Raw genomic sequence first — 26,042 nt, 5'->3', positions numbered from 1 at the left:
GCGCACGGAGAAAGCCTCTCACGGGAACAGCACGGCCGTAAATCTGACTCGCCAGCGGGCTTCCGCTGGCTTGGGATTACGGAGGTGCTCCCGGCAGGGACAGCTGTCTCTGTCGGATTCACACGTCTTTCGCGGTCTGTTGTTCCTATCATCTACCAATGGCCAGAATGCACACTCGCCGTCGCGGCAAGTCCGGTTCGGACCGACCCGTGACGGAGGAACCCCCGGAGTGGAGTGACGTCGACGCCGACAAAATCGAAGAGCGCGTCGTCGAACTGGCAGAGCAGGGCTACGACCCGTCGCAGATCGGTATGAAGCTGCGCGACGAGGGCGTGACCGGCACACCCGTCCCCAACGTCAAGCTGGCGACGGGCAAGAAGGTCACCGAGATCCTCGAAGAGAACGACGCCACCCCTGACCTGCCCGAAGACCTGCGCAACCTGATGGAGCGTGCTGTTCGCCTCCGCGCACACATGGAGGAGAACCAGCAGGACTTCCAGAACAAGCGCGCACTCCAGAACACGGAGTCGAAGGTCCGCCGTCTCGTCTCGTACTATCGCGGTGACGAGCTGCCGGCCGACTTCGAGTACTCCTACGAAGACGCCGAAGAGATCCTCGAACAAAGTAACTGAACTGAATGTCGCACTCGAGTCGCACCGCCGACGGGCCCGCCGACGCCGCCAGTGATATCGCTGGAGCGCTGGAGCGGGCCTCGTTCGTCCACGTCGTCGCCCGCGCAGACGGAGACGCAGTCGCTGCCGCAGGGTTAGTCGCGAGAGCGCTGGGTGACGTGGGGACGCCGTTCCAGGTGAGCGTCGGCCGGACGGTCGATGCCCGCACGGAGCGGGTGGTGCGGAACGAGCGAGACCCCGAGACGACCGCGCTGGTCGTCGGGTCGTCCGAGAGCGAGGCGTATCACCTCGACCCGGACGACGAGCCGGCCAGCGTGGCCGCGTGGCGGCTTGCAGGCGAGCTCGGTGGCGCGCCGGATTCGGTGCTGGCGCTGGCCGGTGCCGTCGCGGCGGGCGTGACGCCCGGCGCGGGCGCGACCGAGCGACTCGTGGATGCGGCCGAGACGAGCGGACGACTGGTCCGCCGTCCCGGCCTGGCGATTCCGACCGAAGACGTGGCAGACGGACTTGCAGCCTCGACGTTAGTGCACGCGCCCTTCTCGGGCGAGCGTGCAGTCGCAGACGAGCTTGTAGCCGACCTCGACCTCGACACCCCGGATGAGACGCAGGGAGATGCCGAGACGCAGTTAGACGACGATGCGCGGCGCACGCTGGCGTCGCTGGTCGCGGTCGAGACGGTCGGTGCGGACGATGCCACGACGCGTGCCGGGGACGTCCTCGAACGGGCGCTCCGGCCTTACACCACGCCTGACGGTCGGTTCGCCACGGTCGGCGGCCTCGCAGACGTGCTCGACTGTGCGGCAGTGGGCGCGCCCGGCACGGGCGTGGCGCTGGCGCTCGGGCACGACGTTCGCGAGGGCGCACTGGACGCGTGGCGCGAGACGGCCCACGAAGCCCACGAGGCGGTCCGCGAGGCGACGACGCACCGGTACGACGGTGTGTTCGTCGCTCGTGTGGACGAGGCACCGGTACAGGTCGCGGCCCGACTGGTCCGTGACTTCCGGTCGCCCGAGCCCGTGGCGCTGGTGGTCGGTGACGACGAAGCTGCCGCCGCAGCCGTGGACGACCGCGACCTCGCGGGCGTCGCGGCGCGCACGGTGACCCAGACCGGTGGCTCGGCCGACGGCACGCCACGCACCGCATACGCGACCTTCGAGTGCGAGACGAAACAGTTCATCACGGCGTTCAGGGAGGCACTATGACACGACGCGCGACCATCCGGACCGAGCACGACCGCCCCGAGTTGGTGGCGGCCGCGATTCGCCCGGACAACACCGACGAGATGCAGACGAAGGTCGAAGACGGCGCGGTCGTCACCCACATCGAGCGGGAGACGACCGGCGGTCTGCACTCGACCGTGGACGATTACGTCGTGAACGTCGACGTCGCGTCACGAGTGGTACAGCACGCAGAGCAACAGACTACACACAAATCATGAGCGAACGATCCGTTTCCCGAAAGAAACAAGAGAAGCGGTGGTACACGCTGCACGCCCCGGAGCAGTTCGACCGGGAGGAGCTCGGTACCACACCCGCAGATGAACCGGAAAAGGTGCTCGACCGCACCATCGAAACCACCCTCGGTGACCTCACCAACAACGCGAGCGAGAACAACACGAAGCTCAAGTTCAAGGTGACCGACGTCGGCAGCGACGCCGCGTACACCGAGTTCGTCCAGCACGAGCTGACGCGTGACTACCTCCGTAGTCTCGTCCGCCGTGGCGCGTCCAAGATCGACGCCCACATCACCGTGCTGACGAAGGACGACTACCGCGTCCAGATCCAGCCCGTCGCGTTCACCACGAAGAAGGCCGACCACAGCCAGGAGCGCGCCATCCGCAAGCAGATGATCAAGCTCGTCCGTGAGAACGCACGCGAGCACACCTTCGAGGACCTCATCGACTCCATCGTCGAGGGGCGTCTCAGCTCCGCCATCTACGGCGAGGCCAAGACCATCTACCCGCTCCGCCGCGTGGAGATCCAGAAGACCACCCTCGAGGCGAGCCCGGAAGAGGTCGCCGCCGAGGAGGAGACCGCCGTGGACGTCGACGAGGAGGACGTCGCGGTCGACGTCGACGAGGAGGCCGAGGCGGAAGCCGACGCCGACGAAGACGACGAAGAGTAACTCGCGACAGCGAGTCGCAGCCGTGGACAGCTTATTTTTCGACGATAACCTGCCCAGTCATACCGCCGCGTTCGTGCGGGATGCAGACGTAGTTGTACGTGCCGGGCACCTCGAACGTGTGCGAGAACGACTCGCCGGAGGGGATTGCCCCGCCGCGCTGGCCGAACCAGCCGTCGCGGGCGGCCTGTTCGGAGTCGTAGTCGCCGGAGGCGAAGAAGTCGGCCTCCTCGGGGATGGCGTTCTCGTAGGCGGTGACGGTGTGAGCCTTGCTGGAGGTGTTCTTCCAGACGACGGTGTCACCGACGCTGACGGTGTACTCGGCGGGGCGGAACGCGCTCGCGGCCATGCCGATGTCGCAGCCGTCGGCGCAGTTGAGGCGCGAGGTCGACCCGACGGCGAGACAGCCGGTCAGCCCGGCGAGTGTCGAGCCGCTCACCGCGGCGAGGAACGTGCGGCGCTTCATACGCGGGCGTTGGGAACTCTCTAATATATGCACCGCGGTCGATGCCCGGCAGGTGAGAAGCGTCGGTGACGGACCGAGAACCGGTCCAACCGGAGCGGCCGGAGACCGAAAGAGCGTAAAACGGGGGAAGCCAACCGGGGTGATATGTTGCCCCGGTTCGTCGGCCGACTGAGTCTCGCGGATCTGGTGACGACCGCGAACGCCTCGCTGGGATTCGTGGCGGTCGTCGTCGCGTTCCAGGACGTGGAGTTGGCGGCGAGACTCGTCCTGCTCGCGGGCATCGCCGACGGGCTCGACGGCGTCGTCGCCCGGTACTCGGGCGGGTCGAAGGTCGGCCCGTACCTCGACTCGCTCGCGGACGTGGCCTCGTTCTCGGTCGCGCCCGCGGTGCTGGTGTACGCGACAGCCACGATGACGTGGCCCGTCGCAGTCGGCGACCTCACCGCGCGGGCGGTCGCGGCGCTCGTCCTGCCGGCGCTGTTCGTCGCGATGGGCGTCATCCGCCTCGGGATGTACACCGCCTACGACACGGCCGACAAGTACACCGAGGGCGTGCCGACCACGCTCGCGGCGACCATCCTGGCGGCAGCGGTGCTCTGTGGCATCACCGACGCCGCGCTTTTGCTCGCGGGCACGGCCATGTTCGTCTACCTGATGGTCTCGACCATCCGCTACCCGGACCTGCTCGCGCGTGACGCCCTCCTGATGGGCGTCGTGCACGGGCTCGCCGTCCTCTTCCCGTACTTCTACGGTCGAACCTTCCCCTGGGCCATCCTCTCGCTGGCGCTCGCGTACCTGCTGGCGGGGCCCTGGTTCTACTGGCGCGGGGGGCGGGTGCTGGCGAAATGGTATGGAAACGCTTAGGAACACGCTGGCCCGAGTTGCCCGCATGAACGTGACGGCAACGGGGGCCAATCATGAGTGAGAACGAGTCCGATGCCGATGCCGACGCCCAGTCCGAGTCCGAGGACGTGAGTGTCGAGTCGCTCTCCGAGCGCCTGGACGCGATCGCCGAGGACCTCGAAACCGCCGAGACAGAAGCCGACCTCGACGATGTCGAGAGTGACCTCGACGCGGTCGCTTCCGACCTCGAAGACGCCGACCTCCCCGAACCGGAGGACGACGACGAGGAGGACCCGGCCGCGGAACTCGAGTCCCGCGTCTCGGACCTGCGCGACGACCTCGAAGACGCGCGCGGCCCGTACGCCGATGAGGTCGTCGAGAACATCGAGGAGGCGAAGTCGACGGTCGCCGACACGCGCTGGACCGAGACCGGCGAGCCCGAGGTCGTCGACGCGGTCGAGGCGTTCCTCGCGACCGACGAACTCGACGTGGACGCGACGGTCGCCGACATCGACGATGCGGGCGACGCACTGGACGACGCCATCGACGCGGTCGAGGCACTCGCGCTCGACCCCGACGAGGACGCAGCGACCATCGAAGCCCTGCTGGAGGCCAGCAAGACGCTACTCTCGGCCCTCGACGAGGCCGAGGAGTGGGACGACCTCTCCGTGCGCGAGCAGCTCGACTTCCACGGCTTCTACGACGTGCTCGACCACCGCAAGGACTACCCGCCGGAGTGGCACGCCATCAAGGTGTTCGAGCGCGAGATGCAGGCCGACAAGATCCTCATCGGCCTGGACATGTTCGAGTCGGACTTCATGCAGGAGCACTGCATGGAATCGCTCGAACGCCTCGGGCCGGAGGAGGCTATCGAGCCGATGATGAACCTCGCCCAGCGCCGCGACAAGCAGGCCATCTCCGTCCTCGGCAAGATCGGCTCCGAGGAGCCCGTCGAGATGCTGCTGGACTACGTCGACGCCGACTCCGACCCGGCGCTCCAGAAGGTGACGTTCAAGGCGCTCGGCGAGATCGGCTCCGAAGAGGCGGTCCAGCCGCTCGCGAACAAGCTCGCCGTCGAGAACGAGATCATCCGGTCGCGGGCCGCCCGCGCCCTGGGTCTCATCGGCGACACCCGCGCCGTCGAACCGCTCGCGGACGTCCTCGAAGACGACGAGGACGACACGGTCCGCGCCAGCGCCGCCTGGGCGCTGAACCAGATCGGAACCGAGCGCGCGCTCGACGCCGTCGCCGCCTACGGCGACGACCGGTCCTTCCTCGTGCAGGACGAGGCCGAGAAGGCCGCCGTCGTCGAGGACGAACCCGAAACCGCGGCGTAAGCCGTCGCCGTTTCTCCACGACTTTTTAAGTACCATCGAGCGGCCAGCATCGCCGTGTCTCGGACCCTTGCACTGGCCGTCCTCGTCTGTCTGTCGCTGGGAGCGACAGCGCTGGTCGCGGCCGACACCGACGCAAGTCCGCAGGGTACGCCAGGCGATGTGGCGCGGCCCACACTGGCGCAGCCCACACTGGCAGGTGACCCCGAGAACGAGACCGCGCCTCGAATCGTCGCGGTCGCCCCCAATCCCGAGGCCTCGGGCGACCGGGGAGAGTACGTCGTCGTGGCGTTCCCGCGCCCGACGGCCCTCGGGAACTGGACGCTGGGCGACGACGAGGGAACCGCATCGCTTCCGGACCGGACCGTCTCGGGCCGGGTCGCGTTCACCGCCGACCCGGATTCGCTCCGCGAGGGTGTCGCAGACCGGGTGCTCTCGGTCTCGGACTTCCCCGCGCTCGCCAACAGCGGCGAGACCGTCGTCCTCGCCGAGGGTGGGCGTGTCGTCCACCGGTTCTCCTACGGACGTGCGCCGTCCGCCGAGACCTGGACCGGCGACCGCTGGGTCCCGTACGGTGCGACCGACTTCGCACCGCGGACGACCGGCTCGACCTCCGTCCGCGCGTTCCTCACCCCGGACACCAGGGTGCCACTCGACACGATTCGAGCCGCCGACGAGCGCGTGCTCCTCGCCGGATACACGTTCACCTCGGCGCGGGTGACCGACGCACTGGTCGCGGCCGCAGAGCGTGGCGTGACCGTCCGCGTCCTCGTCGACGGTGGCCCGGTCGGCGGGACCAGCGAGCGCCAGGTCGCTCGCCTGGACCGACTCGTCCGTGCCGGCGTCTCGGTCCGGGTCCTCGGTGGACCCGCCGCCAGATACGACTTCCACCACGCGAAGTACGCCGTCGCGGACGACCGGGCGCTCGTGCTCACCGAGAACTGGAAACCGTCGGGCAGTGGTGGCCGGGCAAACCGCGGATGGGGCGTCGAGCTCCGGGGGCCATCGAGCGCCTCGCTCGCCGCGGTGTTCACAGCCGACTGGACGGCCCACGACACGGTTCCCTGGGAGTCGTTCCGCGATGGGGTGGAGCCGGTCCTGGCCGACCCGGCAACGGGCGAGTACCCCGCTCGGATCGACGCCGAGACCTTCGCCGTCGACCGGGTCACGGTCCTCGTCGCACCCGACAACGCGGAGGCACGCCTCACTCGCCTCGTCCGGCAGGCGAATCACTCCGTCAGGGTCGAGCAGATGGCGGTCTCGAGCGTCGAGACGCCCCTGGTCCGGGCCGCCATCGCGGCTGCCCGGAACGGGACGCGGGTTCGAATCCTCCTGAGCAGTGCCTGGTACGCCGAGGAGGAGAACGCCCGGGTCGCCGCCCAGCTTGACCGACTCGCTGCCCGCGAGGGACTCGACCTCGACGCCAAACTCGTCGACCCCGACGGCCGGTTCGAGAAGATCCACGCGAAGGGCGTCGTCGTCGACCGCCGACACGTCGTCGTCGGGAGCGTCAACTGGAACCGCCACTCGCTCCGGGAGAACCGGGAGGTCGCGGTCGTCCTCACCGGCGACGAGATCGGGCGCTACTACGCCGACGCCTTCGATTCGGACTGGGACGGAACCCGAGAGATTCCCCTCATACTGTTGATTGCCGCACCCGTCGCGGCCGGGGGCGTCGCTGTGCTCCTCTCCCGGAAGGTCAGATTCACTACAGGTGACGAGTGCGTAAAGCCGGTTGATACCCTCTGAGACAGTATGAGCACCACGGCCGCCCGAGATTACGCCGTCGTTCACGAGGTCGCACAGGCTGTCTCGGCCGCCGATTCGTTGGATTCAGCCCTCGAGGCGACGATAGATATCGTCTGCCGCCACACCGACTGGCGGTACGCCGAGGTGTGGCGACCGACGGGAGACCACCTCGAACTCGGGCCAGTCTGGTACAAGCACGATCCGCAGATAGAGCGGTTTCACGAGGCCTCTAGAGGCTTCACGTACAAGCGTGGGAGTGGACTCCCCGGTCGCGTCTGGGAGGCCCAGGAGTGCGAGTGGCTCAAAGACGTGACCGAGGTGTCGACCGAGGAGTTCCTGCGCAAGGACGCCGCCATGAAGGCAGGGTTCCACGCCACGGTCGGTGTCCCCATCGTCGACCACGACTCGGTCGTCGCAGTCCTCGTGTTCATGCTCGACGAGGCCCGCGCCAGGATCGACCGGATGGTCGCCCTCGTCGGGACGGTCGCCATCCTCGGTGGGATGTACGCCCAGAAGGACCGGTTCGAGAGGGAAGCGCGACACCGCCAGACGATCGCCCGGTGCTTCCATGCGAGCCCCATCGGTATCGTCATCTTCGACACCGACGGGACGCTCGTCGACCTGAACGAGCAGGCGGCCTCGATCCTCGGGCGGTCGAAGGAGTCACTGGTGGGAACCAACTGCAAGGCGCTCGACCTCGACCCGGTCGACGAGGAGGGGAACCCGATCGAGCGGTCGGCACTCCCGGTCCGAGAGGCCATCAAGCAGAACAGTCGCATCCACGGGTTGGAGTGCGGCATCACCACGCCGGCCGGGGAACGATGGGTCATCGCCAACGCGGCCCCCGTTCACGACGAGTCCGGCGCGGTCGAGCAGGTCGTCGTCGCCGTCGAGGACCTCACGAGCCAGCACGTCTGGGAACAAGAGATCGCCCGCCAGAACGAGCGGCTCTCGCGGTTCGCGAGCGCGGTCTCACACGACCTCCGGACGCCACTCTCGACCGCGAGCACCTCGCTCATCCTCGCGAAACAGGAGTGTGAGAGCGAACATCTGGACCGAATCGACGGCGCACTCGACCGCATGGAGGCCATCATCGAGGACGTCCTCTCGCTCGCGCGCGGCGGGAAGACCGTCGTCGATCCCTCGTCTGTCTCCCTCGAATCGGTCGCGGAAGCCGCCTGGGAGTCCGCCGTGAACGCCACCGACGCGTCGCTGACCGTCGAGACCGACAGGTCGCTGCTGGCCGACGAGCAACGGCTCCAGCGACTCATGGAGAACATGTTCCGCAACGCGGTCGAACACGGTGGAAAGACGGTGAGCGTCCGCGTCGGCGCGACCGACCACGGCTTCTTCATCGAGGACGACGGCCCCGGCATCCCCGAGGCCGAGCGCGAGGACGTGTTCGAAGCCGGGTACACGACGGGGACGACCGGGACTGGCTTCGGGCTCGCGATCGTCCAGGAGATCGCCCGTGCCCACGACTGGACCGTCTCCGTCGTCGATGGGGACATGGGTGGGGCACGATTCGAGTTCGACGTCAACTGAGGCCGTCTCCGGTTGCAGTCTCTTCCCGATTGGTCCACCGTGTGATCGCCCGAGAATGGGCCGATTCGCGCTGTTCAGCCCGGAATCCCTGACGTGTTGAGGATTCATCAATCGCCGAACACGCCAAAGCCATCGAGGTCCTCTACTGAGGTATGAGCACCGGCGCAAAGAAGGTACGCGACTACGAACTCCTTCACGAAGTGGCACAGGCGGTCGCGAATGCCGACTCGTTCGAGGCCGCACTGAGCGAGACCATCGAACTGGTGTGCCGGTCGACGGAGTGGGTGTACGGCGAGGTGTGGACGGTCGCCCCGAACGGAACCGAACTCGTTCCGAGCGACTCGTGGTACGGGTCCGGAGAGGCGTTAGAGACCTTCCGACGGGTGACCGAGAAGACCTCGTTCCCGCGCAAGGTCGGGCTTCCCGGTCGCGTGTGGGACACCGGTGAGGTCGAGTGGCTTCACGACGTCAGCGCCGGGCCGCCGTCGTACTTCGTCCGGAGCGCACCGGCGAAGGCCGCCGGCCTCAGAACCGCCGTCGGCGTCCCCATCATCGACATGAACGAGGTCATCGCGGTGCTCGCGTTCTTCATGGGTGAGCCGAAGCCGACCGACGAGCGCTGGGTCAGCCTCGTCTCGACCATCGGCATCCTCGGCGGACTGTACGCCCGCAAGGAACACGTCGTCGAACTCGAAGCGGAGCGAGAGGATCTCGAAGAGCGCATCGAAGCGAGTCCGATCGGCGTGCTCGTGTACGACGCCTCCGGCCAGATCGTGGACGTGAACCCACAGGGTGCAGATATCCTGGGTTCGGACGTCGACGACCTGCTGTCCGAACGCCACGACGAGCAGACGTTCGAGTTCTTCGACATCGACGGTGAGCGCATCCCGACCGAGGACCTGCCGGTCGCCCGCGTCTTCGAGAGCGGGTCACCCGTTCGGGGGGTTCAACTCGGCGTCAGCACCCCGAAGGGAGAGCGCTGGGTGCTGTTGAACGCCGCCCCGGTCAGCGACGACTCGGGGACCGTCCAGGAGGTCGTCGTCGTCGTCGAGGACATGACCAGTCGATACAGCTGGGAACAGGAGATCGCCCGCCAGAACGAACGGCTCTCGCAGTTCGCGAACGCGGTCTCGCACGACCTCCGGACACCACTCTCGACCGCCGGGGCCGCGCTCGCGCTCGCACGGGAGGACCCCTCGAAGGAGAACTTCGACAGGGTGGAGTCCGCCCTGTTACGCATGGAGACCATCATCGACGACGTCCTCCAGCTCGCACGCGAGGGCAGGAAGGTCATCGCGACCGATTCCGTGTCGTTGGCGTCGGTCGCGGGACAGGCCTGGGAGTCCATCAGCCCCCCGGACGCCACGCTGGAGGTCGTCGGCGACATGACGATACAGGCCGACCAGGAACGGCTCCAGCGACTGCTGGAGAACATGTTCCGGAACAGTATCGAACACGGTGGGCCGACCGTGACGGTCCGGACCGGTCGCATGGACGGCGGGTTCTTCGTCGAGGACGACGGTCCGGGGATTCCGACGAACGAGCGCGAGCAGGTGTTCGAGATGGGCTACACGACGGGCGACTCCGGCACCGGGTTCGGCCTCGCCATCGTCCGCGAGATCGTCAACGCCCACGACTGGGAGATACGCGGCACCGACAGCACCATCGGCGGCATCCGGTTCGAAGTCCGGGTCAGGTAACCCGACCCGCCGGGGGACGTGCTGACAGACGAGCAAGTGAAATCTGCGGGCGTCCTCTCTCTGTCCATGAGCGACGGAACCCAGAGACCATCACGGTATTCCCTCCTGTACGACGTCGCCGACGCGGTGGAACGTGCCGACTCGTTCGAGGATGCGGTCAGCGCCGCGATCACACTCGTCTGTGACCGGACGGTCTGGCAGTACGCCGAGACGTGGGTTCCGGTCGAGACCGACGATGGCGACCTGGTCGCCGAACCCGGACCGGTCTGGTACGGGACGACCGGGGACCTCCGGACGTTCCGTGCCGTCTCGAGACACTTCTCGTTCCCCCGCGGCGTCGGACTGGTCGGCCGCGCCTGGGAGACCGGCGACATCGAATGGGTCCGGGACGCCTCGAAATCGGAACCGGGCTACTTCCGCCGGGCCGCCGTAGCACGGGACGCCGGGCTGCGTGCCGGTATCGCCGCGCCGGTAACCGACGGCGAGAACACCGTCGCGATCCTCGTCTTCTTCCGGCGTGACGGGCGCGAACGGAACCGAACCTCCATCCACCTCGTCGGCGCGGTCGCGAAGCTGTTGGGACTGGTCGCACGGATAGAGCGAGCAGAACGGGAAGCGCGCGGTCGGGCCGCGGCCCAGGTCGCCGACGAGCATTCGATGGCCGGGCTGGATGACTCGGGGGCGGACCAGCTCGGTGACGGGCCTCGCCCGAACGCCCCTCTCTCGGACGAAGCTGTCGTCGAGGCGGCCGACGACGACCCCGACCAGGACATCGTCGAGTAGCCAGCCCTGCGTGCCACTCTCGACGACGGGGTCAGGAAGAACGAAAAACGAAGGAGCTGCCGACTCAGTCGTCTGAGAGCGCCGACATGGAGGAGATGTCCTCGTCGATGTCGGCCTCGGCCATCTTCTCGACCAGCGCGTCGATGACCTCCTCGCGGCGGCCCTTCACGAACTTGATGGAGCCGACGACGAGGTGGCCACCGCCGGAGACGCCACCGCCGACGATCTCCTCGTCGAGTTCGGTGACCATCCGCGGGATGTCCAGGCGGACGCCGTCCGAGCGCAGGACCGCGAAGTCCGGGCCGTACCCGATGGTGATGACGGGGTCGCCCGTCTCCTTCACCTTCCGGTCGTGGATCTCGCCCGTGGTCTTCCCCGGCGCGGGGTAGGTGAACCGGTGGGCGTAGTTCTCCACGTCGATGCGGTAGAGGTGGGCCCCGTTCTCGAGGTCCTCGTGTTCGAGGTGGGACATCGCGGCGTCGAGCTGGGCGTCGACCTCGCCACGGGCGCGGTCGGCGAGGAAGTCGACGAGTTCCTCGTGTCGCTCGCGGTCGTCACAGCCGACGTTGAGCACGTCGTTGATGAGGTGGCGACCGGAGTCGTAGCGCAGCCAGTGGGCGACGTAGTCGAGCGCCTCGCTGATGTCGCGCAGGTCGTCCTCCTCGTAGCCCTCTTCGGCGGCGAGGGTGAGGTAGTCGTCCATGACCTCGGCCTTCGAGCGGTCCGCGAGGCCCGCGACGGCGGGCACGTGACGGAGTTCGTCGGTCATGTCGGGGTAGATCATCCGCGCGAGCTCCACGCACATCATACCGGTCGTGATGCGGTAGTCCTCGCCGTAGGTGTACGGGTTGACGTGCTCGGCGAGGAGCGGTTCGACCGCCTCCGGGTCGGGGTGGTGGTGGTCGACCGCGACGATGGGGATGTCGTAGTGCGCGAGCGTCTGGTACGCCGGCACGTCCTCCTCGGTCGAGCCGTTGTCGAGCATGAGGACGAGTGGGAGCTTCTGGCCGTGCTTCGCGCGGTCTTCGAGCGCGTAGTTCAGGTCGCGGGTGGCGTCCTCCATCTCGTAGAAGGGCGCCTTCGAGGGGAGGCGCTTGAACAGGTGGCGCGGAGCCTCGGGGTCCTCGTGGACCTCGCCGATGAACTGTTCGATGGCCTTCTGGACCGGCACGGAGGCGCACATCCCGTCGCCGTCGGCGTGGTGGCGCACGCGGATGGGGCGTCCCTCGATGACGGTCTTGCGGAGCAGGCGGGCCACGTCGCGGAGGTCGTCGCGGAGCTTCTCGAAGGCGTCCCACTCGACGAGCGGCTCGACCTCGTGGGGTTCGGCCCACGTCTCGAGTGCGTCGTCGAGCCGGGACTGGACGCGGTCGGCCGCGTCGCCGTCGAGGCGGGTCAGGTCGCCGACCTCGAGCTGGGTCGCATCCTCGCGGGTCTCCGCGATACCGGTGACGCGGACCACGTCGTCGACCTCGACATCGGGGTAGGCGCGGACGCCTGCCGATTCGAAGGCCGCGGCGGGCACGACGCCGTGTTCGTCGCGGACCTGGAAGATGGTCGGGCCGCCGGTCTGTTTGATCTGTGTGACGACGCCTTCGACGTGTACCTGTTCGCCGAGGCTCGCGTCGAGCGCGGTCGTCGCGGTCGGACGGTACTCGTGAGCGACCTGCTGGATGGTGTACTCGCCAACATCCACGGTCTCGAAGGACATGTCACCGTCCTCTCGTACGTTCTCGAGTTCGACGACGAGCTCGTCGCCGACCGCGAAGGTGCCGCTGAGTTTGGACTCGTGGACGAGTCCGGAGACTGAATCGGAGAGATCGACGAAGACGCCGTATTCGACGATACCGTTGACGGTCGCGAGGTAGGGCGTGTCCTCCTCGACGTCATCGACGGTACAATCGGGAGCGAGGTCGTACACGACGGTGTCGCCCCCGTCGTCGTCGGCGGCGTCGCCGACAGAGTCGGATGTCATCGTTACGGGTTCGTTTGGAACGACCGGGTATAACGCTTGTCAAGACGAACGAGGCTTTCGGAACGTTTAGCACCGACGAGGCGCGAGGGTCGGGCATGGGACTGTTCGACCGGTTCTTCAAGCGCAAGGCAGTCGTGGGCATCGCTCGCGACACCATCGAGTTCGCGCTGGAGGCCGCGGAGGACACACACCCGAACGAGTACATGGGGATGCTCCGGGGGACCGACGCAACCTCGCTCGGCCTCGACAGGGACGGGTACGTCGTCACCGACGTGCTCGTCATCCCGGGGACCACGTCGAACCCGGTGAGTGCGACCCTGGACTCGAACATGATTCCGAACGACATGCGGGCACTCGGCAGCATCCACTCGCATCCCAACGGCGTCCTCAGACCGAGCGACGCCGACATCGCGACGTTCGGGCAGGGGACCGCCCACATCATCATGGGTGCGCCCTACCGCTCGGGCGACTGGCGGGCGTTCGACCAGCAGGGAGAGCCGCGCGACCTCCCGGTGCTGGACGTGGACCTGCCCGACCCGGAATCGTTCTTCGACTTCACGCAAGCGGACATCGATGCGGAACTGCGAGATTGATATGACAGGGAAATCCACGACCGTCATCGCACAGGGTACCTTCGACATCCTGCACCCCGGCCACGTCCACTACCTCTCCGAGGCGGCGGCGATGGGTGACGAACTCTACGTCATCATCGCCCGCCGTGAGAACGTCACGCACAAGGAGAAACCCATCCTCCCCGACCGGCAGCGCCGCGACATGGTCGATGCGTTCGAGATGGTCACCGAGGCTCACCTCGGCGACACCGAGGACATCTTCGTCCCCATCGAGCGCATCGACCCCGATTACATCGTGCTGGGCCACGACCAGCACCACGACGAGGCCGCCATCGCCGACGCCCTCGCGAACCGGGGCATCGACTGCGAGGTGCGGCGAGCCTCGGCCCGCGACCCGCGGTACGAGGGCGAGCTCCTGTCGACCGGCCGTATCATCGACCGCATCCTCGACCAGCGCGCCTGAGGGACCTGCTGGTCACCCAGGCGGGAATCGGCTCCCTGTCGCCCGTGTGTCGCGTGCCCGTTAGAATCATGACACTGCTTGTGTAACTCTGTCTCAGACCAGCGTGAGGATGGGAGACGACCCGACAGAGATTCGCGTACTCGCACTCGACAGCGACGACAGCAGAGTCCCGAGTCTCGTCGAGGAGCGGTTCGAGGTCGTCCGTGGCCGGCCGGGATACGTCGACACCACGGTCGACTGCGTCGTCGCGACCACCGTCGCCGCGTTCGATGGAGTCTCCGACGTGTACGACCTGCAACCGGGGACACCCATCGTCGCGGCCGTCCCGGCGGCGGAGCGGGGAGACGCGCTCGCCGCCGGTGCGACGCTTACCTGTGCGACCGGGCAGGACTTCGACATCGCGCTCGTCCAGACCGTCGAGCGGACGGTCCGCCGTCGCTGGCGGGCCGCGAAAAGACAGGTCGACGAGGTGCTCGGGCCGGACTCCGGGAAGACCCTCCAGACGAACCGGGCCGGGCTGCTCGCCATCACGGAGGCCGTCCCAGACCTCATCATCGTCTACGACGCCGACGGTCGCTACGTCGAGATAAAGACGAACCAGCAGGTGCTCGACTTCGACGTTCCCGAGGACGTCATCGGGATGTCCGTCGACGAAGTGCTGCCCCCGGAGGCCGCCGCGGAGATACAGGACATCATCGACGAGACGCTGGGGACCGGCGAGGAGCAGGAGATGGAATACGACGTGACGTTCCAGGACGAGACGTTCTGGTTCGAGGCGCGAACCCGCCCACTCGAAGGGGTAGACGAGGAGTACGTCGTCTTCGTCGCCCGCGAGGTTACCGAACGCAAGGCGTACGAGACCGAACTGGAGCGCCAGAACGAGCGCCTGGAGCAGTTCGCCCAGGTGGTCAGCCACGACCTCCGGAATCCGCTCAACGTCGCCCGGGGCAACCTCGACCTCGTCCGGCTGACGGACGACCTGGATCGACTGGACGGCATCGAGGCGTCGCTCGACCGGATGGCGGAACTCGTCGACGACCTGCTCACGCTCGCCCGGAACGGCCAGGACGTCGAGGACCCCAGGCCAGTGGACCCCGAGACGGTGGCGAAACAGGCGTGGGTGACGGTCGACGCCCCGGACGCGACCCTCGAGGTCGAGACCGCCGACACGCCCATCCTCGCGGACGACGGCCGGCTCCGCCAGCTCTTCGAGAACCTGTACCGGAATAGCGTGGAACATGCTTCCACGAACAGCCGGGCGGAGCCCGACCCTACCGGGGACGGGGTGACCGTCCGGGTCGAGACGACCGAGTCCGGTTTTCGCGTCATCGACGACGGGCCCGGTATCCCCCCGGACGACCGCGAACAGGTGTTCGAGCACGGCTACACCACCGCGGAGTCCGGGACCGGCTTCGGCCTCGCCATCGTCGAGGACATCGCGGAAGCCCACGGCTGGCAGATAGCCGTGGTCGACCCGCCCGAATCGATGGGCGGAGCGTGTTTCGAAATCAGTGGTGTGACGTTCGCCTAGCCCCCGTGGGCAACGGGACCTCGGCACAGCGGAGGCCTGCTCGTCGCGCCTGTCACCACCGCCAGACGACCAGCCGGACCCCCTCGGCCCGGTAGATTCGATCGGTCAGGTGCTCCATCAGCTCGTGGATCACCCACCACCAGCCGGCCGCTCGGCAGACGAACTCCCGGGTGAGTCGTTCCCGCGTCACCGTCACGGTGTGGCCGACGTCGGTCGTCGTCGTGACCTGCCCGCCGGCGTCGAGCGTTTCGAGTTGGTCCGTCGAGAGGGCGTCCTCGTCACGACCCGAGAGGGGACACTCCAGGCCCTCCGCCTCACGGCGCTGCCACAGTATGGTCTCGTGTGGGGAGACCTCCTGCCAGTCGACCGCCCGGAGCTCGGCCAGCGTCACGTGGTTCTCGCCCCAGCTGTCGACCTCGTGGTAGTGGCGCTCCACGTCCGACGACAGGTCGTCCGGGAGCCCGCGACCGTCCGGCGAGACTGGGTCGAAGACATCGTCGTCCTCCCACCCGAACAGGCACTGCCAGGCGTACCACCACGAACCGACGAAGGGGCGGAGCGACGCGGCGAGGAACCACGGGTCCGCGGTCCCGTCCGGTTCGACGTTCACCTCCACTGCGCCCCAGACTGAGTCACCCATCTCGTCGACAGACCGACCCAGACGATAAAACAACATCGGGCAGACAGGACACCCGTGGCGTGGCCACTGGTGGAATCGAGAACAGCAAGAAGCTGAGAGACACCAGAAAAGGCGTGTCTCCTCGCGGTATCAGTGCCTGGAAGCGACGCTACAGGTAGCCGGCGTCCGCGAGGCGCTCGACGCCCTCGCGCAGGCGTTCCTCGCTGGCCGCATATGAGAGCCGCGCGTAGCCCGGCGTGCCGAAGGCGCTGCCGGGAACCGTCGCGACGTGGGCGTCCTCGATAGCGCCCTCACACCATGCCGTATCGTCATCGTCGACGGGAAGCATCATGTAGAACGCGCCGTCCGGGACGGCCACGTCGACGCCGTGCTCGGCGAACAGGTCGACGAGCAGGTCGCGGCGGTCCTCGAAGGCGTCGGCCATCTCGGCGACAGCCTCGTCGGTGTTCTGGAGTGCCTCGACGCCCGCGTGCTGGACGAAGTTCGTCGCACACGAGACCGAGTGGCTGTGGAGCTTGCCCGCCTCGCTGACGAGTTCCTCCGGCGCGGCGAAGTAGCCCAGCCGCCAGCCGGTCATCGAGTAGGCCTTCGAGAAGCCGTTGACCGTGATGGTGCGGTCCTCCATGCCCTCGAGCGTGCCCAGACTCGTCATCTCGACGCCGTAGGTGATCTCCTTGTAGATCTCGTCGGAGATGACCGCGAAGTCGTGCTCGACGGCGAGGTCGCGAACACCCTCGAGTGCGGCGTCGGAGTACACCGCGCCGGTCGGGTTCGACGGCGAGTTCACGACGAGCAACTCGGTTTCGTCGCTGACGGCAGCGGCGAGGTCGTCGAGTGCGGGTTCGAGCTGGAAGTCCGACTCGGAGAGGTCGACGCGGTTCAGCGACCCGCCGGCCATCTTCACCATCGCCTCGTAGGACACCCACGCCGGGTCGAGGAGGACGACCTCGTCGCCGTCGTCGATGAGGGCCTGGATGACCTCGTACAGCGCCTGCTTCGCGCCCGGGGTCACGATGATGTTCTCCGCCTCGTACTGCTCGAGGCCGTCACCGCGGAGCTTCTCCACGATGGCGTCTTTCAGCTGCGGGATGCCGTTCGAGGACGTGTAGCCGGTGTGGCCGGCTTCCATGGCGTCCTCGGCGGCCTGCACGATGTTCTCCGGCGTCGGGAAGTCCGGCGCGCCGACGCTCAGGTCAACCACGTCCACGCCGTCGGCCTCCAGGGCCGACGCCTTGTTCGAGATTGCCAGGGTTGCGGACGGTTCGACTCTCGTTACGCGGTCTGCGAATTCCATACTCATAGTCGTTCTACCAGTTTGACAGCACCCTCGACGGCCGACGCCGCGTTCTCGACGCGTTCGTAGGCTTCGGCCGCGCTCATCCCCGGACCGGTGACGCCGAGCGTGACGGGTTTGTCCCGTTCGAGGCTCACGTCGGTCAGCTTCTGGGCGGTCGCGTGCCCGATGACCTGGTCGTGGTCGGTGTCCCCGGTGATGATGGACCCGAGGACCGCGACCGCGTCCACGTCGTCGCGACGCGCAAGGCGGTCCGCCGCGAGGGGCGAATCGTACGCGCCGGGCACCTGGACCGTCTCGACGATGTCAGCACCGGCCGACTCGGCCGCCTCGCGGGCGGCCTCCTCCATCTGCTCCGTGACGGGCGCGTTGAACTCCGCGACCACCAGTCCGAGCGAGGTCATATCTGTGGCGTAGCAAGCGTCCATGAAAGTTCTACCGTTACAGTCGATACTGGTCGATTGTGGGGGACCGGGTCAGATGGTATTCTTCGAGGTTTCCGGGTGGCGCGTGCTGGCGGGCAGGCCGAGCGTGAGTGAGGCTGCCCATCGACTCGCGCGAGGGATGAGAAGCGCAGTGGAGCGGAGCGGAACGAGCCTCGAAATCGGCTGGGGAGGGTGTGGTGCGGGGCGGTCATGGACACCAGTGATTGTAGTCGAAGAACACGTCCACCAGACACTCTCAGAGATATCTCGAAAACGAAGCGGTTCCAGTAACCCAGAATTGCAGGTCTCAGACCACGAAGCCAGCCACCAGCCACCCGACCGCAACCCCACCAAGCGACAACACCAGATTCCCACCCGCGTTCAGCACCGCCGCCCGCTTCTCGCCCGAGGACCACCTATCAACGGTCTCGAAGCCGAAGCTCGAGAAGGTCGTAAAGGCCCCACATGCCCCGGTTCCGACGAACAGCGCCACGTCACCACCAGCTCCGGAGAACGTCACGAACCCCAGCACGATGCTCCCCAGCACGTTCACCGTCAGGGTCGCCCTGGGGACCGGGTCGCCCTCGCGCTTCAGGTGGGCGTACACCCAGTGCCGTAACACAGCCCCGAGCGCCCCGCCCAGGCCCACCAGATACGCCGGCGCAATCGCCATCAGGCATCCACCTCCGCAGCAAAGGAAAGTGCGAGCCAGCGGCCGAGCAGCACCCCGGCAAATCCGAGGGCGTAGTTCGCGCCGACGTTTGCGAGCGCGAGCATCGGCGCGCTCGTCGCGGTCTCGACGGCGAATGTGCTGTACGTCGTGAAGGACGACAGGAAGCCGGTGCCCAGCGCGACTCGGAGTTGCCGGGAGAACACGCCGACGTGGACCTCCTCGTAGAGGACGAACCCGAGCAAGACGCAGCCACAGATGTTGGCGGCGAGAGTCCCAGCAAGTCCGGTCGGGAGGCCAGACAGCCCCTGGTCCACGACGAACCGGGCGTTCGCCCCGGCGAAGCCACCCAGCGCGACGAGGGCGAGCGTCTCGACGGTCGCGAGCGGGTGGTCCTCGGTCATCGCCACGGAGTCCCGGGCGTGAGCACTAAAAGCCGCCGAGTTCAGTTCGCAGAGGCGTCTTCGATAGCCGAAATCACGTCTCCGGCCGCGGCGAGGCCGGTGTGTCGCCAGACCTCGTCGCCGGCCCCTCCACCGGGTGGGAACACGAGCATCGTGGGTAGGCCGCGAACGTCGTGTTCACGGGCGGTTTCACCACTCGAATCGATGGCAACCGGCCAGGTACCCTGATACTCGGTCCAGAAGTCCGCGACCGTCCCTCGGTCGGTCTCGCCCGTGATGGAGACGATGGAGACCTCGTCGCCGAACTCCTCGCGGACGGTCCGGAGCTCCGCCATCTGGGGCTTGCACGGCGCACACCACGTCGCGAAGAAGTCCAGCACGACGACCGAGTCGGCGGGGTGGACGGGGACGATACCGCCGGGAGAGCCGCCGACGTCGAGGGCGTGGAGTTCCCCTGGGCCGGGCGCGGCGGGACCGCCGCCGATGCGCCCGAGACAGCCCGCCAGTCCGGCGATGCTGCTCGCACTCGCGGCGAGTAGTCGGCGTCTGGAGGGTCGCATACCCACTGATACGCTGGACCCCATCATCGTCTCTCTGGTCGTGTGAGTCCGTGACGCACGACCGCGAGAGGTCTTTGCCCCTGCTCCCGTGACTCCCCGCATGGAGCGACGACGCTACCTCGAACGGCTGGCAGCGACCGGCCTGGCTGGCGCGGGGCTGTCGGGGAGCGTCGGCCTCGCGGGATGCATTCAGCTGGGCGCGCAGGAGGCAGGCGGCTCGACTGGACGCTCACCGACGGGTCCTGGACGACCGACTGCGACCGACCTGCCGGTCCCCGAGTCCGAGCTGGTCCGCGGCGCGCTACAGGACGCCATCCCGGCCATCACGGAGCCAGCTTTCGGCGCGGACTGGGCGGGAATCCGGTTCGAGGCGCGAACCGAGTTCGGCGAGATTCTGCCCATCGAACCGCGGCTGCATCCGAAGGACGAGGTCATCGGGCTGGCCATCGACGGCGTCGTTCGGGCGTACCCCCTCCGGGTCATGCGCTGGCACGAGATAGTCAACGACGTGGTCGCGGGCGACCCACTCGCCGTCACCTTCTGCCCGCTCTGTGGGTCGAGCGTGGTCGCCGAGCGCGAGGTCGCGGGAGAGACCGCGACCTTCGGGGTTTCAGGCTGGCTCTGGCACTCCGACCTCGTGATGTACGACGACGTGACCGAGAGCCTCTGGAGTCAGGTCATCGCGACCGCCATCCGGGGGCCGCGAACTGGCGACGAGCTCGCTCTGCGACCGGCGACCCGGACCACCTGGGAGCAGTGGCGAACCGAACACCCCGACACCGAGGTGCTCCTGCCCGCGCCGGAATCACTCACGGTGAAGGGGGAGGTCACGCGGGACGTGAACCGCGACCCGTACGCCGGCTACGAGTACTCGGCCGTCATCGGCCTGGAGAACACCGATTTCGACGACGACCGGTTGCATCCCAAGGCGCTCGTCATCGGCGTCGTCGCTGGGGATGTGACCAGGGCATACCCGTTCTCCCGGGTGAAGCGACAGGGGCTGGTCCAGGACACGGTGGGCGGGCTCCCGGTCGTCGTCGCGGCGACGGAAGACGGGACGCTCGTCGCCTACGACCGCCGGGTCGGCGGCGAGACCCTCCGGTTCAGACCTGGCCCGACCGGCGACCTCCAGGCCGGCGGGTCCAACTGGCGGGTCGCGTCCGGTCGTGCCGTCGACGGTCCCTACGAGGGCCAGACCCTCGAACCGTCGACCCCGTACCCACCGATGTTCTGGTTCGCGTGGGCGTCGTTCGCGCCCGAGACGGGGGTGTACGGATGACGCGCGGGTTCGAAACTGGAGAGCGAACGTCGCGCCGCCGACTACTCACAGCCGTCGCGACCGGCATCGGCGGAAGTCTCGCAGGCTGTGCCGGGTTCGGTGGCAGCGACGGGTCGACAACCGGCACGACGACGAACCACGGAACGACCGGGCCGGGTCCCTACACCGAGCTCTCGCTCGCCGAGCAGGGCTTCCCGAAAACCGTCTGCTCCGAAGACGTGGTCCCGGCCGCCCTCGCCGAGATAGACGACCCCGCATACGCGCCGGACTGGTCGAATCACGAGGTGCGCGACCGGTACGGCCCCGACGGCCGAATCGGCGAGTCGCGGACGGTCGTCGGGCTCGAACACGACGGGCAGGCGCGTGCCTACCCCCTCTCGATCCTCTGGTACCACGAGGTCGTCGACGACTGGCTCGGCGACCTGCCCGTCCTGGTCACGTACTGCCCCATCTGCAAGTCCGGCCTCGTCGCGGACCGGCGCATCAACGGGCAGGACGGGGCGACCAACTTCCAGGCCACCGGGTTGCTCTGGCGACCACCCGGGGTGCAGGCCGGGGCGGCCGAGGACGCAGGACGGGCGTGGGCCGCCGCGGTGAACGACAGTTCGCCCGACCAGCGGATTCGCGTCTCGGGGAACCTCGTCATGGCCGACGACGCCACCGGCAGCTACTGGAGTCAGTTGCTCGGGCAGGCCATCTGTGGCCCGCTAGAAGGGCGACGGCTCGACATCGTGCCGTCGACGATAACGGACTGGGGGACCTGGCGACGGGAACAGCCGGAGACCGACGTGTTGCTCCCGCCACCGCACTCGGGGACCAGAGCGCCGTAACTCGGCGGCGGAGAGTGCGAGAGGAGGGCCCGGAACCCGCGTTCAGAAGACGTACTCGTCTTCGTGACCCATCATTCCGTCGTCCTCGAACCCGCCGGGTTCGTCGTCCTCGATGGGGCCACTCGTCTTGTACGCCTTCAGGCCGGTCGACAGCAGGTCCTCGATAGCTTCCTCACGGTTCACGAACTCGCCACGCTCGACCATCTGGGTGATCTGCATCTCGAGGTGTTCCGGGATGTTGATCTCGACTTTCGGCATGCTGATTGGGGCTTCGGTGATGTGGTATTTAAGCCTGACGGGGAGGTGCACAGTCGTCAAGATGGAGCCGTATCCGCCCGACTGCGTCCGACCGACCCGTTCCGTCACGCCTACAATCCCGGAGACCGCATGAACGACCATGACAACGCAGGACGTGACCGACCTCTACGAGGAGTTCGGGTCGGACCGGCTCCCCCCGGGCCAGCGCGAGACCTCGAAGTTCCCGGTGCTCTCGAAGAGCGGGACCCCCCCGTTCGACCCCGAGACGTGGGAGTTCACCGTGACCGGCGCGGTCGACGAGCCACTCTCGTTCACCTGGGAGGAGTTCCAGGACCTCCCGAGCGTCACCCAGAAACAGGACTTCCACTGCGTCACCGGTTGGTCGAAGTTCGACTGCGAGTTCACGGGCGTCACGTTCACCACCCTCGCCGAGCTGGCGGGCGTGGACGACGACGCCTGTCACGTCATGTTCTCCGGACTCGACGACTACACGACCGACCTGCCCCTCGACCAGTGCATGCGCGAGGAGGTACTGTTCGCGTGGGACTTCGACGGCGAGCCCCTGCCCCGCGACCACGGTGGGCCGCTCCGGGTCGTCACGCCGCATCGCTACGCCTACAAGGGCGCGAAGTGGGTCGACGGCGTCGAGTTCCTCACCGAGCCCGAGCGCGGCTACTGGGAGCTTCGCGGCTACTCCGACAGCGCGAACCCCTGGAACGAGGAGCGCTACAGTTAAGTTCAGTTGCTGAATCGGATGGACACCTTTTAGCAGACGTGTTCCTGAGTCTACGCCAATGGAACGAGCGCGTAGCGAGGGCACGGTGACGGCACCGCCGGTGGGAACCGACGGTGTTCTCGTCAGCCGGAGTCGCCCCATCGACGACGTCTCTTACCGGGCGTTCCTCGCGTCACGCAAACCGCCACGGCTCCACTGGGCCAACTTCGAGGGCCTCGAACTCGCCGGTGCGGGCGCTGCCGCCCGCCTGACCGCGAGCGGGCCGGACCGCTTCGCGAGCATCCGCGCGAGCGCCGAGACGCTCTTCGACGACGCGGACTGCACGAACACGGACGCGCCGCGGCCCAGGCTGGTCGGCGGATTCGCCTTCAGCGACGACCACGAGCCGACAGACACCTGGGCCGGGTTCGGCGCGGCCGAGTTCCTCCTCCCCGAGGTCCAGCTCACCCGCACCGAGGATGGGACGTGGCTCACGGTCAACCGGTACGGGAACCACGTCGACACGACGAGCGTCGAGGCCCAGCTCGACCGGGCTGCCGACGCCGTCGCGGACCTGCCCGCGATGCGCCCGCGGGGCGGAAGTCCGGGTGTGCTGTCGACCCGTCGGACCACACCGAAGGAGGTCTGGACCGAACAAGTCGAGGACGCCGTCGGCCGTATCCGAGCAGGCGACCTCCGGAAGGTCGTCCTCGGCTGCGCGCTGGAGGTCGGCCTCGCGGGCGAGGTGGACCTTCCGGACGTGCTCGAACGCCTTCGGCGCACCTACCCGAACTGCTACCGGTTCCTCGTTCAACCGACGGACGAGGCCGGGTTCCTCGGTGCACCCCCGGAACGCCTCGTGAAGAAATCGGGACGGCGGGTCCTGACGGAAGCACTCGCCGGGTCGGTCGGCCGGGGCGGCACCCCCGAGGCCGACGAGACCCTCGCCCAGTCGCTCGTCGATTCCGAGAAGATCCAGCACGAGCAGCGCCTCGTCGTGGACACGATTTGCGAGCAACTCGCACCCCTGGGTGACGTGACCGAGGGCGAACAGACCGTCCGCAAGCTGAACAACATCCAGCACCTTCAGACACCCATCACGGCCGACCTCGACACCGACGGACACGTGCTCGACATCGTCGAGGCGCTGCACCCGACCCCGGCGGTCGGCGGCCTCCCGCCCGAAACCGCCGCCGAGACCATCCGCGACGTCGAGACGTTCGACCGCGGCTGGTACGCCGCCCCCATCGGCTGGTTCGACGGCGACGGCGACGGCGAGTTCCTCGTCGGCATCCGCTCGGGCGTCGCCGGTGGGCGGAACGCGACCCTGTTCGCTGGTAACGGCATCGTCGCCGACTCGGACCCACAGGAGGAGTGGGACGAGATCCAGCTGAAGTACCGTCCGCTGCTCGACGAACTCGAATGACCCGCGAAGACCCGTCCGAGTACCCGAACCGCAACACGCTCTGGGCCGAGACGCTCGTCGATGAACTCGTCGCCGGGGGCCTTTCTGCGGTCTGCATCGCGCCCGGGAGTCGGTCGACCCCACTGACGGTCGCCTTCGCGACCCACGATGACGTGCAGGTGTTCTCCCACCTCGACGAGCGGTCGGCGGCCTTCTTCGCGCTCGGCCGCGGGCGGCGAACCGGCGAACCGACCGCGCTCGTCTGTACCTCCGGCACCGCCGCCGCGAACTTCCATCCGGCGGTCATCGAGGCCAGCCAGGCCCGGGTTCCGCTCCTCGTTCTGACGGCCGACCGCCCGCCGGAACTCCGTGATTCCGGCGCGAACCAGACCATCGACCAGGAGAAGCTCTATGGGAACGCTGTCCGGTGGTACCGCGACCTGCCCGAGCCCGAGGCGACGCCCCGGAAGCTCCGGCGGCTCCGGACCGACGCGGCCCGGGCCATCGCGGAGGCAGCGGGAACGCCCATGGGGCCGGTCCACCTCAACTGTCCCTTCCGGAAGCCGCTGGAACCGGTCGAGGTGGCCGGTGACGTGCCCGATGACTGGGACGAAGGCGACACTCGGGCGTCGGCGGGCCGCCCGGACGGACCCTACGTCGACCGGTTGCAGGGCCGTCCCACCCTCGCCGACTCTGACCTCGCGACCCTCGCATCCGCAGTCGACGCGGCCGAAACCGGGCTCATCCTCGCCGGACCGGCAGACTCGGCCGCTGCCGACGACGCGAGACCCGAAGCCATCGCAACCCTCGCCCGCGAGACCGACTTCCCCGTCCTGGCGGACCCGCTCTCCGGCCTGCGGTTCGGCCCGCACGTCGCGGACACCCCGGTCCTCGGCGGGTACGACGGCTACCTCTCGGCGCTCGACCTCGACCCCGACCTCGTGCTTCGATTCGGCGCGTCGATGACCTCGAAACCGGTCCGGAAGGCCCTCGCGCAGTCCGGAGCCAGACAGGTCCTGGTCGACCCTGCAGGGGAGTGGCGAGACGCGGAGTTCGTCTGCTCCGATCTCGTGGTCGCGGACCCGGGCGAGACGGCCCGAGCGCTCGCGGATGCGGTCGAATCTCCCGGCGCTCCTGCGTTCCGCGACCGGCTACTGGACGTGGAATCCAGCTACTGGTCGCTCCTGGCCGACGAGCGTGACCACGGCTCTCTGGAGGGTTCGGTCCTCGGAACCGTCTTCGCGGCCGCCCCCGACCCGGCCACCGTCTTCGTCTCCAACTCCATGCCCATCCGGGACGCCGACCGCTTCGGCCGCCCCCGCGAGGCCGACCTGACGGTCCTCGCGAACCGCGGCGCGAGCGGCATCGACGGCATCCTCTCGACCGGCCTCGGCGCTGGCTCGGCCACCGACGACGAGCTGGTCGTCGTTTTGGGCGACCTCGCGTACTACCACGACATGAACGGCCTGCTGGCGCTCTCGCGCTGTGACGTGGACGCCACCATCGTCTGCATCAACAACGACGGTGGCGGCATCTTCCACCTGCTCCCAATCGAGGAGTTCGACCCGCCCTTCACCGAGCAGTTCAAGACGCCCCACGGGCTGGACTTCGAACCGACAGGAGAGCTGTACGACCTCGACTTCCGGCGGGTCGCGCCCGGCAAGTTCGAGTCGGCGTACAAGGACGCTCTCGGCAGCGACGGCACGACCGTCGTCGAGGTAGGCTTCGATTCCGAGGCGAATCATCGGGAGCGCGAGCGGGTGCGGGAGGCCGTCGTGGACCAGCTGTGACGCGTTGCTGTCAATAATCCTGCCAGACGAACTATTAGGACCGATTCGTATGTCGATG

27 protein-coding genes are annotated in these 26,042 nt (G+C 67.8%); 18 read left to right on the top strand and 9 right to left on the bottom strand.

The genetic code is table 11. The features are described from left to right. The first annotated feature begins 158 nt into the window (after positions 1 to 158). The 4 genes from N6C22_RS10190 to N6C22_RS10175 are packed head-to-tail and all read left to right on the top strand — an operon-like array spanning position 159 to position 2,756. Positions 159 to 632, top strand: coding sequence for a 30S ribosomal protein S15 (locus tag N6C22_RS10190; protein WP_261650996.1), 474 nt, complete (start codon positions 159 to 161; stop codon positions 630 to 632). Positions 633 to 637: 5 nt separating this feature from the next. Continuing rightward, a complete protein-coding gene (locus N6C22_RS10185) occupies positions 638 to 1,834 on the top strand; it encodes an exonuclease RecJ (RefSeq protein WP_261650995.1) in 1,197 nt (398 codons plus the stop codon). After that, positions 1,831 to 2,070: a KEOPS complex subunit Pcc1 gene (locus N6C22_RS10180; RefSeq protein WP_261650994.1), complete on the top strand. Its 240-nt coding sequence runs from the start codon at positions 1,831 to 1,833 to the stop codon at positions 2,068 to 2,070. Before N6C22_RS10185 ends, N6C22_RS10180 begins: the two co-directional genes overlap by 4 nt. After that, positions 2,067 to 2,756, top strand: a complete 690-nt coding sequence (locus N6C22_RS10175; RefSeq protein ID WP_261650993.1) for a 30S ribosomal protein S3ae — start codon at positions 2,067 to 2,069, stop codon at positions 2,754 to 2,756. The genes N6C22_RS10180 and N6C22_RS10175 overlap by 4 nt, the downstream gene beginning before the upstream one ends. A gap of 31 nt (positions 2,757 to 2,787) precedes the next feature. Here N6C22_RS10175 and N6C22_RS10170 read toward each other — a convergent pair whose 3' ends face one another. Next, entirely contained in the window at positions 2,788 to 3,219 is a 432-nt protein-coding gene (locus N6C22_RS10170; protein WP_261650992.1) for a plastocyanin/azurin family copper-binding protein, read from the bottom strand. Between the two features lie 144 nt (positions 3,220 to 3,363). Between N6C22_RS10170 and N6C22_RS10165 the strand changes: the two genes are divergently transcribed. The 6 genes from N6C22_RS10165 to N6C22_RS10140 all read left to right on the top strand — a co-directional run bounded on the left by N6C22_RS10165 (position 3,364) and on the right by N6C22_RS10140 (position 11,173). Further along, positions 3,364 to 4,083, top strand: coding sequence for a protein sorting system archaetidylserine synthase (locus tag N6C22_RS10165; RefSeq protein WP_261650991.1), 720 nt, complete (start codon positions 3,364 to 3,366; stop codon positions 4,081 to 4,083). 53 nt (positions 4,084 to 4,136) lie between these two features. Beyond that, positions 4,137 to 5,399: a HEAT repeat domain-containing protein gene (locus N6C22_RS10160; RefSeq protein ID WP_261650990.1), complete on the top strand. Its 1,263-nt coding sequence runs from the start codon at positions 4,137 to 4,139 to the stop codon at positions 5,397 to 5,399. 54 nt (positions 5,400 to 5,453) lie between these two features. Then, the gene (locus N6C22_RS10155) at positions 5,454 to 7,145 is read left to right on the top strand and encodes a phospholipase D-like domain-containing protein (RefSeq protein ID WP_261650989.1); all 1,692 of its coding nucleotides are present in this window, start codon (positions 5,454 to 5,456) and stop codon (positions 7,143 to 7,145) included. A gap of 6 nt (positions 7,146 to 7,151) precedes the next feature. Next, on the top strand, positions 7,152 to 8,690 hold the full coding sequence (locus tag N6C22_RS10150; RefSeq protein ID WP_261650988.1) for an ATP-binding protein: 1,539 nt from the start codon (positions 7,152 to 7,154) through the stop codon (positions 8,688 to 8,690). Between the two features lie 152 nt (positions 8,691 to 8,842). After that, entirely contained in the window at positions 8,843 to 10,390 is a 1,548-nt protein-coding gene (locus tag N6C22_RS10145) for an ATP-binding protein (protein ID WP_261650987.1), read from the top strand. A gap of 66 nt (positions 10,391 to 10,456) precedes the next feature. Beyond that, positions 10,457 to 11,173 carry a GAF domain-containing protein gene (locus tag N6C22_RS10140; RefSeq protein ID WP_261650986.1) on the top strand — a complete coding sequence of 239 codons (717 nt, stop codon included), beginning with the start codon at positions 10,457 to 10,459 and terminating at the stop codon, positions 11,171 to 11,173. A gap of 64 nt (positions 11,174 to 11,237) precedes the next feature. Here N6C22_RS10140 and N6C22_RS10135 read toward each other — a convergent pair whose 3' ends face one another. Continuing rightward, the gene (locus tag N6C22_RS10135) at positions 11,238 to 13,148 is read right to left on the bottom strand and encodes a DHH family phosphoesterase (protein WP_261650985.1); all 1,911 of its coding nucleotides are present in this window, start codon (positions 13,146 to 13,148) and stop codon (positions 11,238 to 11,240) included. A gap of 95 nt (positions 13,149 to 13,243) precedes the next feature. On the opposite strand from N6C22_RS10135, the gene N6C22_RS10130 reads away from it, so the two are divergent. From N6C22_RS10130 to N6C22_RS10120, 3 genes are all read left to right on the top strand, one after another. Beyond that, a complete protein-coding gene (locus N6C22_RS10130) occupies positions 13,244 to 13,741 on the top strand; it encodes a Mov34/MPN/PAD-1 family protein (RefSeq protein WP_261650984.1) in 498 nt (165 codons plus the stop codon). Between the two features lies 1 nt (position 13,742). Then, on the top strand, positions 13,743 to 14,183 hold the full coding sequence (locus tag N6C22_RS10125) for an FAD synthase (RefSeq protein ID WP_261650983.1): 441 nt from the start codon (positions 13,743 to 13,745) through the stop codon (positions 14,181 to 14,183). Positions 14,184 to 14,292: 109 nt separating this feature from the next. Further along, positions 14,293 to 15,714: a PAS domain-containing sensor histidine kinase gene (locus tag N6C22_RS10120; protein WP_261650982.1), complete on the top strand. Its 1,422-nt coding sequence runs from the start codon at positions 14,293 to 14,295 to the stop codon at positions 15,712 to 15,714. Between the two features lie 52 nt (positions 15,715 to 15,766). Here N6C22_RS10120 and N6C22_RS10115 read toward each other — a convergent pair whose 3' ends face one another. The 6 genes from N6C22_RS10115 to N6C22_RS10090 all read right to left on the bottom strand — a co-directional run bounded on the left by N6C22_RS10115 (position 15,767) and on the right by N6C22_RS10090 (position 19,707). Next, positions 15,767 to 16,354, bottom strand: a complete 588-nt coding sequence (locus N6C22_RS10115; RefSeq protein ID WP_261650981.1) for a hypothetical protein — start codon at positions 16,352 to 16,354, stop codon at positions 15,767 to 15,769. Positions 16,355 to 16,502: 148 nt separating this feature from the next. Continuing rightward, entirely contained in the window at positions 16,503 to 17,654 is a 1,152-nt protein-coding gene (locus N6C22_RS10110) for a pyridoxal phosphate-dependent aminotransferase (protein WP_369684407.1), read from the bottom strand. Next, positions 17,651 to 18,052, bottom strand: coding sequence for a 6,7-dimethyl-8-ribityllumazine synthase (ribH, locus tag N6C22_RS10105; protein WP_261650979.1), 402 nt, complete (start codon positions 18,050 to 18,052; stop codon positions 17,651 to 17,653). Before ribH ends, N6C22_RS10110 begins: the two co-directional genes overlap by 4 nt. 328 nt (positions 18,053 to 18,380) lie before the next feature. Continuing rightward, entirely contained in the window at positions 18,381 to 18,749 is a 369-nt protein-coding gene (gene crcB, locus N6C22_RS10100) for a fluoride efflux transporter CrcB (RefSeq protein ID WP_261652551.1), read from the bottom strand. After that, positions 18,746 to 19,147, bottom strand: a complete 402-nt coding sequence (locus N6C22_RS10095; RefSeq protein WP_261650978.1) for a CrcB family protein — start codon at positions 19,145 to 19,147, stop codon at positions 18,746 to 18,748. The genes crcB and N6C22_RS10095 overlap by 4 nt, the downstream gene beginning before the upstream one ends. Before the next feature lie 41 nt (positions 19,148 to 19,188). Further along, positions 19,189 to 19,707: a TlpA disulfide reductase family protein gene (locus N6C22_RS10090; RefSeq protein WP_261650977.1), complete on the bottom strand. Its 519-nt coding sequence runs from the start codon at positions 19,705 to 19,707 to the stop codon at positions 19,189 to 19,191. Positions 19,708 to 19,807: 100 nt separating this feature from the next. On the opposite strand from N6C22_RS10090, the gene N6C22_RS10085 reads away from it, so the two are divergent. Beyond that, positions 19,808 to 20,986, top strand: a complete 1,179-nt coding sequence (locus N6C22_RS10085) for a DUF3179 domain-containing protein (RefSeq protein WP_261650976.1) — start codon at positions 19,808 to 19,810, stop codon at positions 20,984 to 20,986. Further along, on the top strand, positions 20,983 to 21,816 hold the full coding sequence (locus tag N6C22_RS10080) for a DUF3179 domain-containing protein (protein ID WP_261650975.1): 834 nt from the start codon (positions 20,983 to 20,985) through the stop codon (positions 21,814 to 21,816). Before N6C22_RS10085 ends, N6C22_RS10080 begins: the two co-directional genes overlap by 4 nt. Positions 21,817 to 21,858: 42 nt before the next feature. Here the strand turns inward: N6C22_RS10080 and N6C22_RS10075 are convergent, their stop codons facing one another. Further along, on the bottom strand, positions 21,859 to 22,074 hold the full coding sequence (locus N6C22_RS10075) for a cell surface protein (RefSeq protein WP_261650974.1): 216 nt from the start codon (positions 22,072 to 22,074) through the stop codon (positions 21,859 to 21,861). A 139-nt stretch (positions 22,075 to 22,213) separates the two neighbouring features. Between N6C22_RS10075 and N6C22_RS10070 the strand changes: the two genes are divergently transcribed. From N6C22_RS10070 to menD, 3 genes are read left to right on the top strand one after another with little or no spacing between them, the layout of a single operon-like run. Further along, positions 22,214 to 22,810: a sulfite oxidase-like oxidoreductase gene (locus tag N6C22_RS10070; protein WP_261650973.1), complete on the top strand. Its 597-nt coding sequence runs from the start codon at positions 22,214 to 22,216 to the stop codon at positions 22,808 to 22,810. A gap of 58 nt (positions 22,811 to 22,868) precedes the next feature. After that, entirely contained in the window at positions 22,869 to 24,215 is a 1,347-nt protein-coding gene (locus N6C22_RS10065; RefSeq protein WP_261650972.1) for an isochorismate synthase MenF, read from the top strand. Continuing rightward, a complete protein-coding gene (menD, locus tag N6C22_RS10060; RefSeq protein ID WP_261650971.1) occupies positions 24,212 to 25,984 on the top strand; it encodes a 2-succinyl-5-enolpyruvyl-6-hydroxy-3-cyclohexene-1-carboxylic-acid synthase in 1,773 nt (590 codons plus the stop codon). The genes N6C22_RS10065 and menD overlap by 4 nt, the downstream gene beginning before the upstream one ends. The last annotated feature ends 58 nt before the right edge of the window (positions 25,985 to 26,042 follow it).

It is taken from the genome of Haloarchaeobius sp. HME9146, from assembly GCF_025399835.1.
Taxonomy (GTDB): Archaea; Halobacteriota; Halobacteria; order Halobacteriales; family Natrialbaceae; genus Haloarchaeobius.
The sequence above is the reverse complement of the archived record's forward strand: the minus strand, read 5'-3'. Positions and strand labels throughout refer to the sequence as shown.

Coding starts and splice junctions, on each gene's coding strand:
- N6C22_RS10190 (WP_261650996.1), top strand. CDS start 159: ATGGCCAGAATGCACACTCGCCGTCGCGGCAAGTCCGGTTCGGACCGA.
- N6C22_RS10185 (WP_261650995.1), top strand. CDS start 638: ATGTCGCACTCGAGTCGCACCGCCGACGGGCCCGCCGACGCCGCCAGT.
- N6C22_RS10180 (WP_261650994.1), top strand. CDS start 1,831: ATGACACGACGCGCGACCATCCGGACCGAGCACGACCGCCCCGAGTTG.
- N6C22_RS10175 (WP_261650993.1), top strand. CDS start 2,067: ATGAGCGAACGATCCGTTTCCCGAAAGAAACAAGAGAAGCGGTGGTAC.
- N6C22_RS10170 (WP_261650992.1), bottom strand. CDS start 3,219: ATGAAGCGCCGCACGTTCCTCGCCGCGGTGAGCGGCTCGACACTCGCC.
- N6C22_RS10165 (WP_261650991.1), top strand. CDS start 3,364: ATGTTGCCCCGGTTCGTCGGCCGACTGAGTCTCGCGGATCTGGTGACG.
- N6C22_RS10160 (WP_261650990.1), top strand. CDS start 4,137: ATGAGTGAGAACGAGTCCGATGCCGATGCCGACGCCCAGTCCGAGTCC.
- N6C22_RS10150 (WP_261650988.1), top strand. CDS start 7,152: ATGAGCACCACGGCCGCCCGAGATTACGCCGTCGTTCACGAGGTCGCA.
- N6C22_RS10145 (WP_261650987.1), top strand. CDS start 8,843: ATGAGCACCGGCGCAAAGAAGGTACGCGACTACGAACTCCTTCACGAA.
- N6C22_RS10140 (WP_261650986.1), top strand. CDS start 10,457: ATGAGCGACGGAACCCAGAGACCATCACGGTATTCCCTCCTGTACGAC.
- N6C22_RS10135 (WP_261650985.1), bottom strand. CDS start 13,148: ATGACATCCGACTCTGTCGGCGACGCCGCCGACGACGACGGGGGCGAC.
- N6C22_RS10130 (WP_261650984.1), top strand. CDS start 13,244: ATGGGACTGTTCGACCGGTTCTTCAAGCGCAAGGCAGTCGTGGGCATC.
- N6C22_RS10125 (WP_261650983.1), top strand. CDS start 13,743: ATGACAGGGAAATCCACGACCGTCATCGCACAGGGTACCTTCGACATC.
- N6C22_RS10120 (WP_261650982.1), top strand. CDS start 14,293: ATGGGAGACGACCCGACAGAGATTCGCGTACTCGCACTCGACAGCGAC.
- N6C22_RS10115 (WP_261650981.1), bottom strand. CDS start 16,354: ATGGGTGACTCAGTCTGGGGCGCAGTGGAGGTGAACGTCGAACCGGAC.
- N6C22_RS10110 (WP_369684407.1), bottom strand. CDS start 17,654: ATGAGTATGGAATTCGCAGACCGCGTAACGAGAGTCGAACCGTCCGCA.
- ribH (WP_261650979.1), bottom strand. CDS start 18,052: ATGACCTCGCTCGGACTGGTGGTCGCGGAGTTCAACGCGCCCGTCACG.
- N6C22_RS10095 (WP_261650978.1), bottom strand. CDS start 19,147: ATGACCGAGGACCACCCGCTCGCGACCGTCGAGACGCTCGCCCTCGTC.
- N6C22_RS10090 (WP_261650977.1), bottom strand. CDS start 19,707: ATGCGACCCTCCAGACGCCGACTACTCGCCGCGAGTGCGAGCAGCATC.
- N6C22_RS10085 (WP_261650976.1), top strand. CDS start 19,808: ATGGAGCGACGACGCTACCTCGAACGGCTGGCAGCGACCGGCCTGGCT.
- N6C22_RS10080 (WP_261650975.1), top strand. CDS start 20,983: ATGACGCGCGGGTTCGAAACTGGAGAGCGAACGTCGCGCCGCCGACTA.
- N6C22_RS10075 (WP_261650974.1), bottom strand. CDS start 22,074: ATGCCGAAAGTCGAGATCAACATCCCGGAACACCTCGAGATGCAGATC.
- N6C22_RS10070 (WP_261650973.1), top strand. CDS start 22,214: ATGACAACGCAGGACGTGACCGACCTCTACGAGGAGTTCGGGTCGGAC.
- N6C22_RS10065 (WP_261650972.1), top strand. CDS start 22,869: ATGGAACGAGCGCGTAGCGAGGGCACGGTGACGGCACCGCCGGTGGGA.
- menD (WP_261650971.1), top strand. CDS start 24,212: ATGACCCGCGAAGACCCGTCCGAGTACCCGAACCGCAACACGCTCTGG.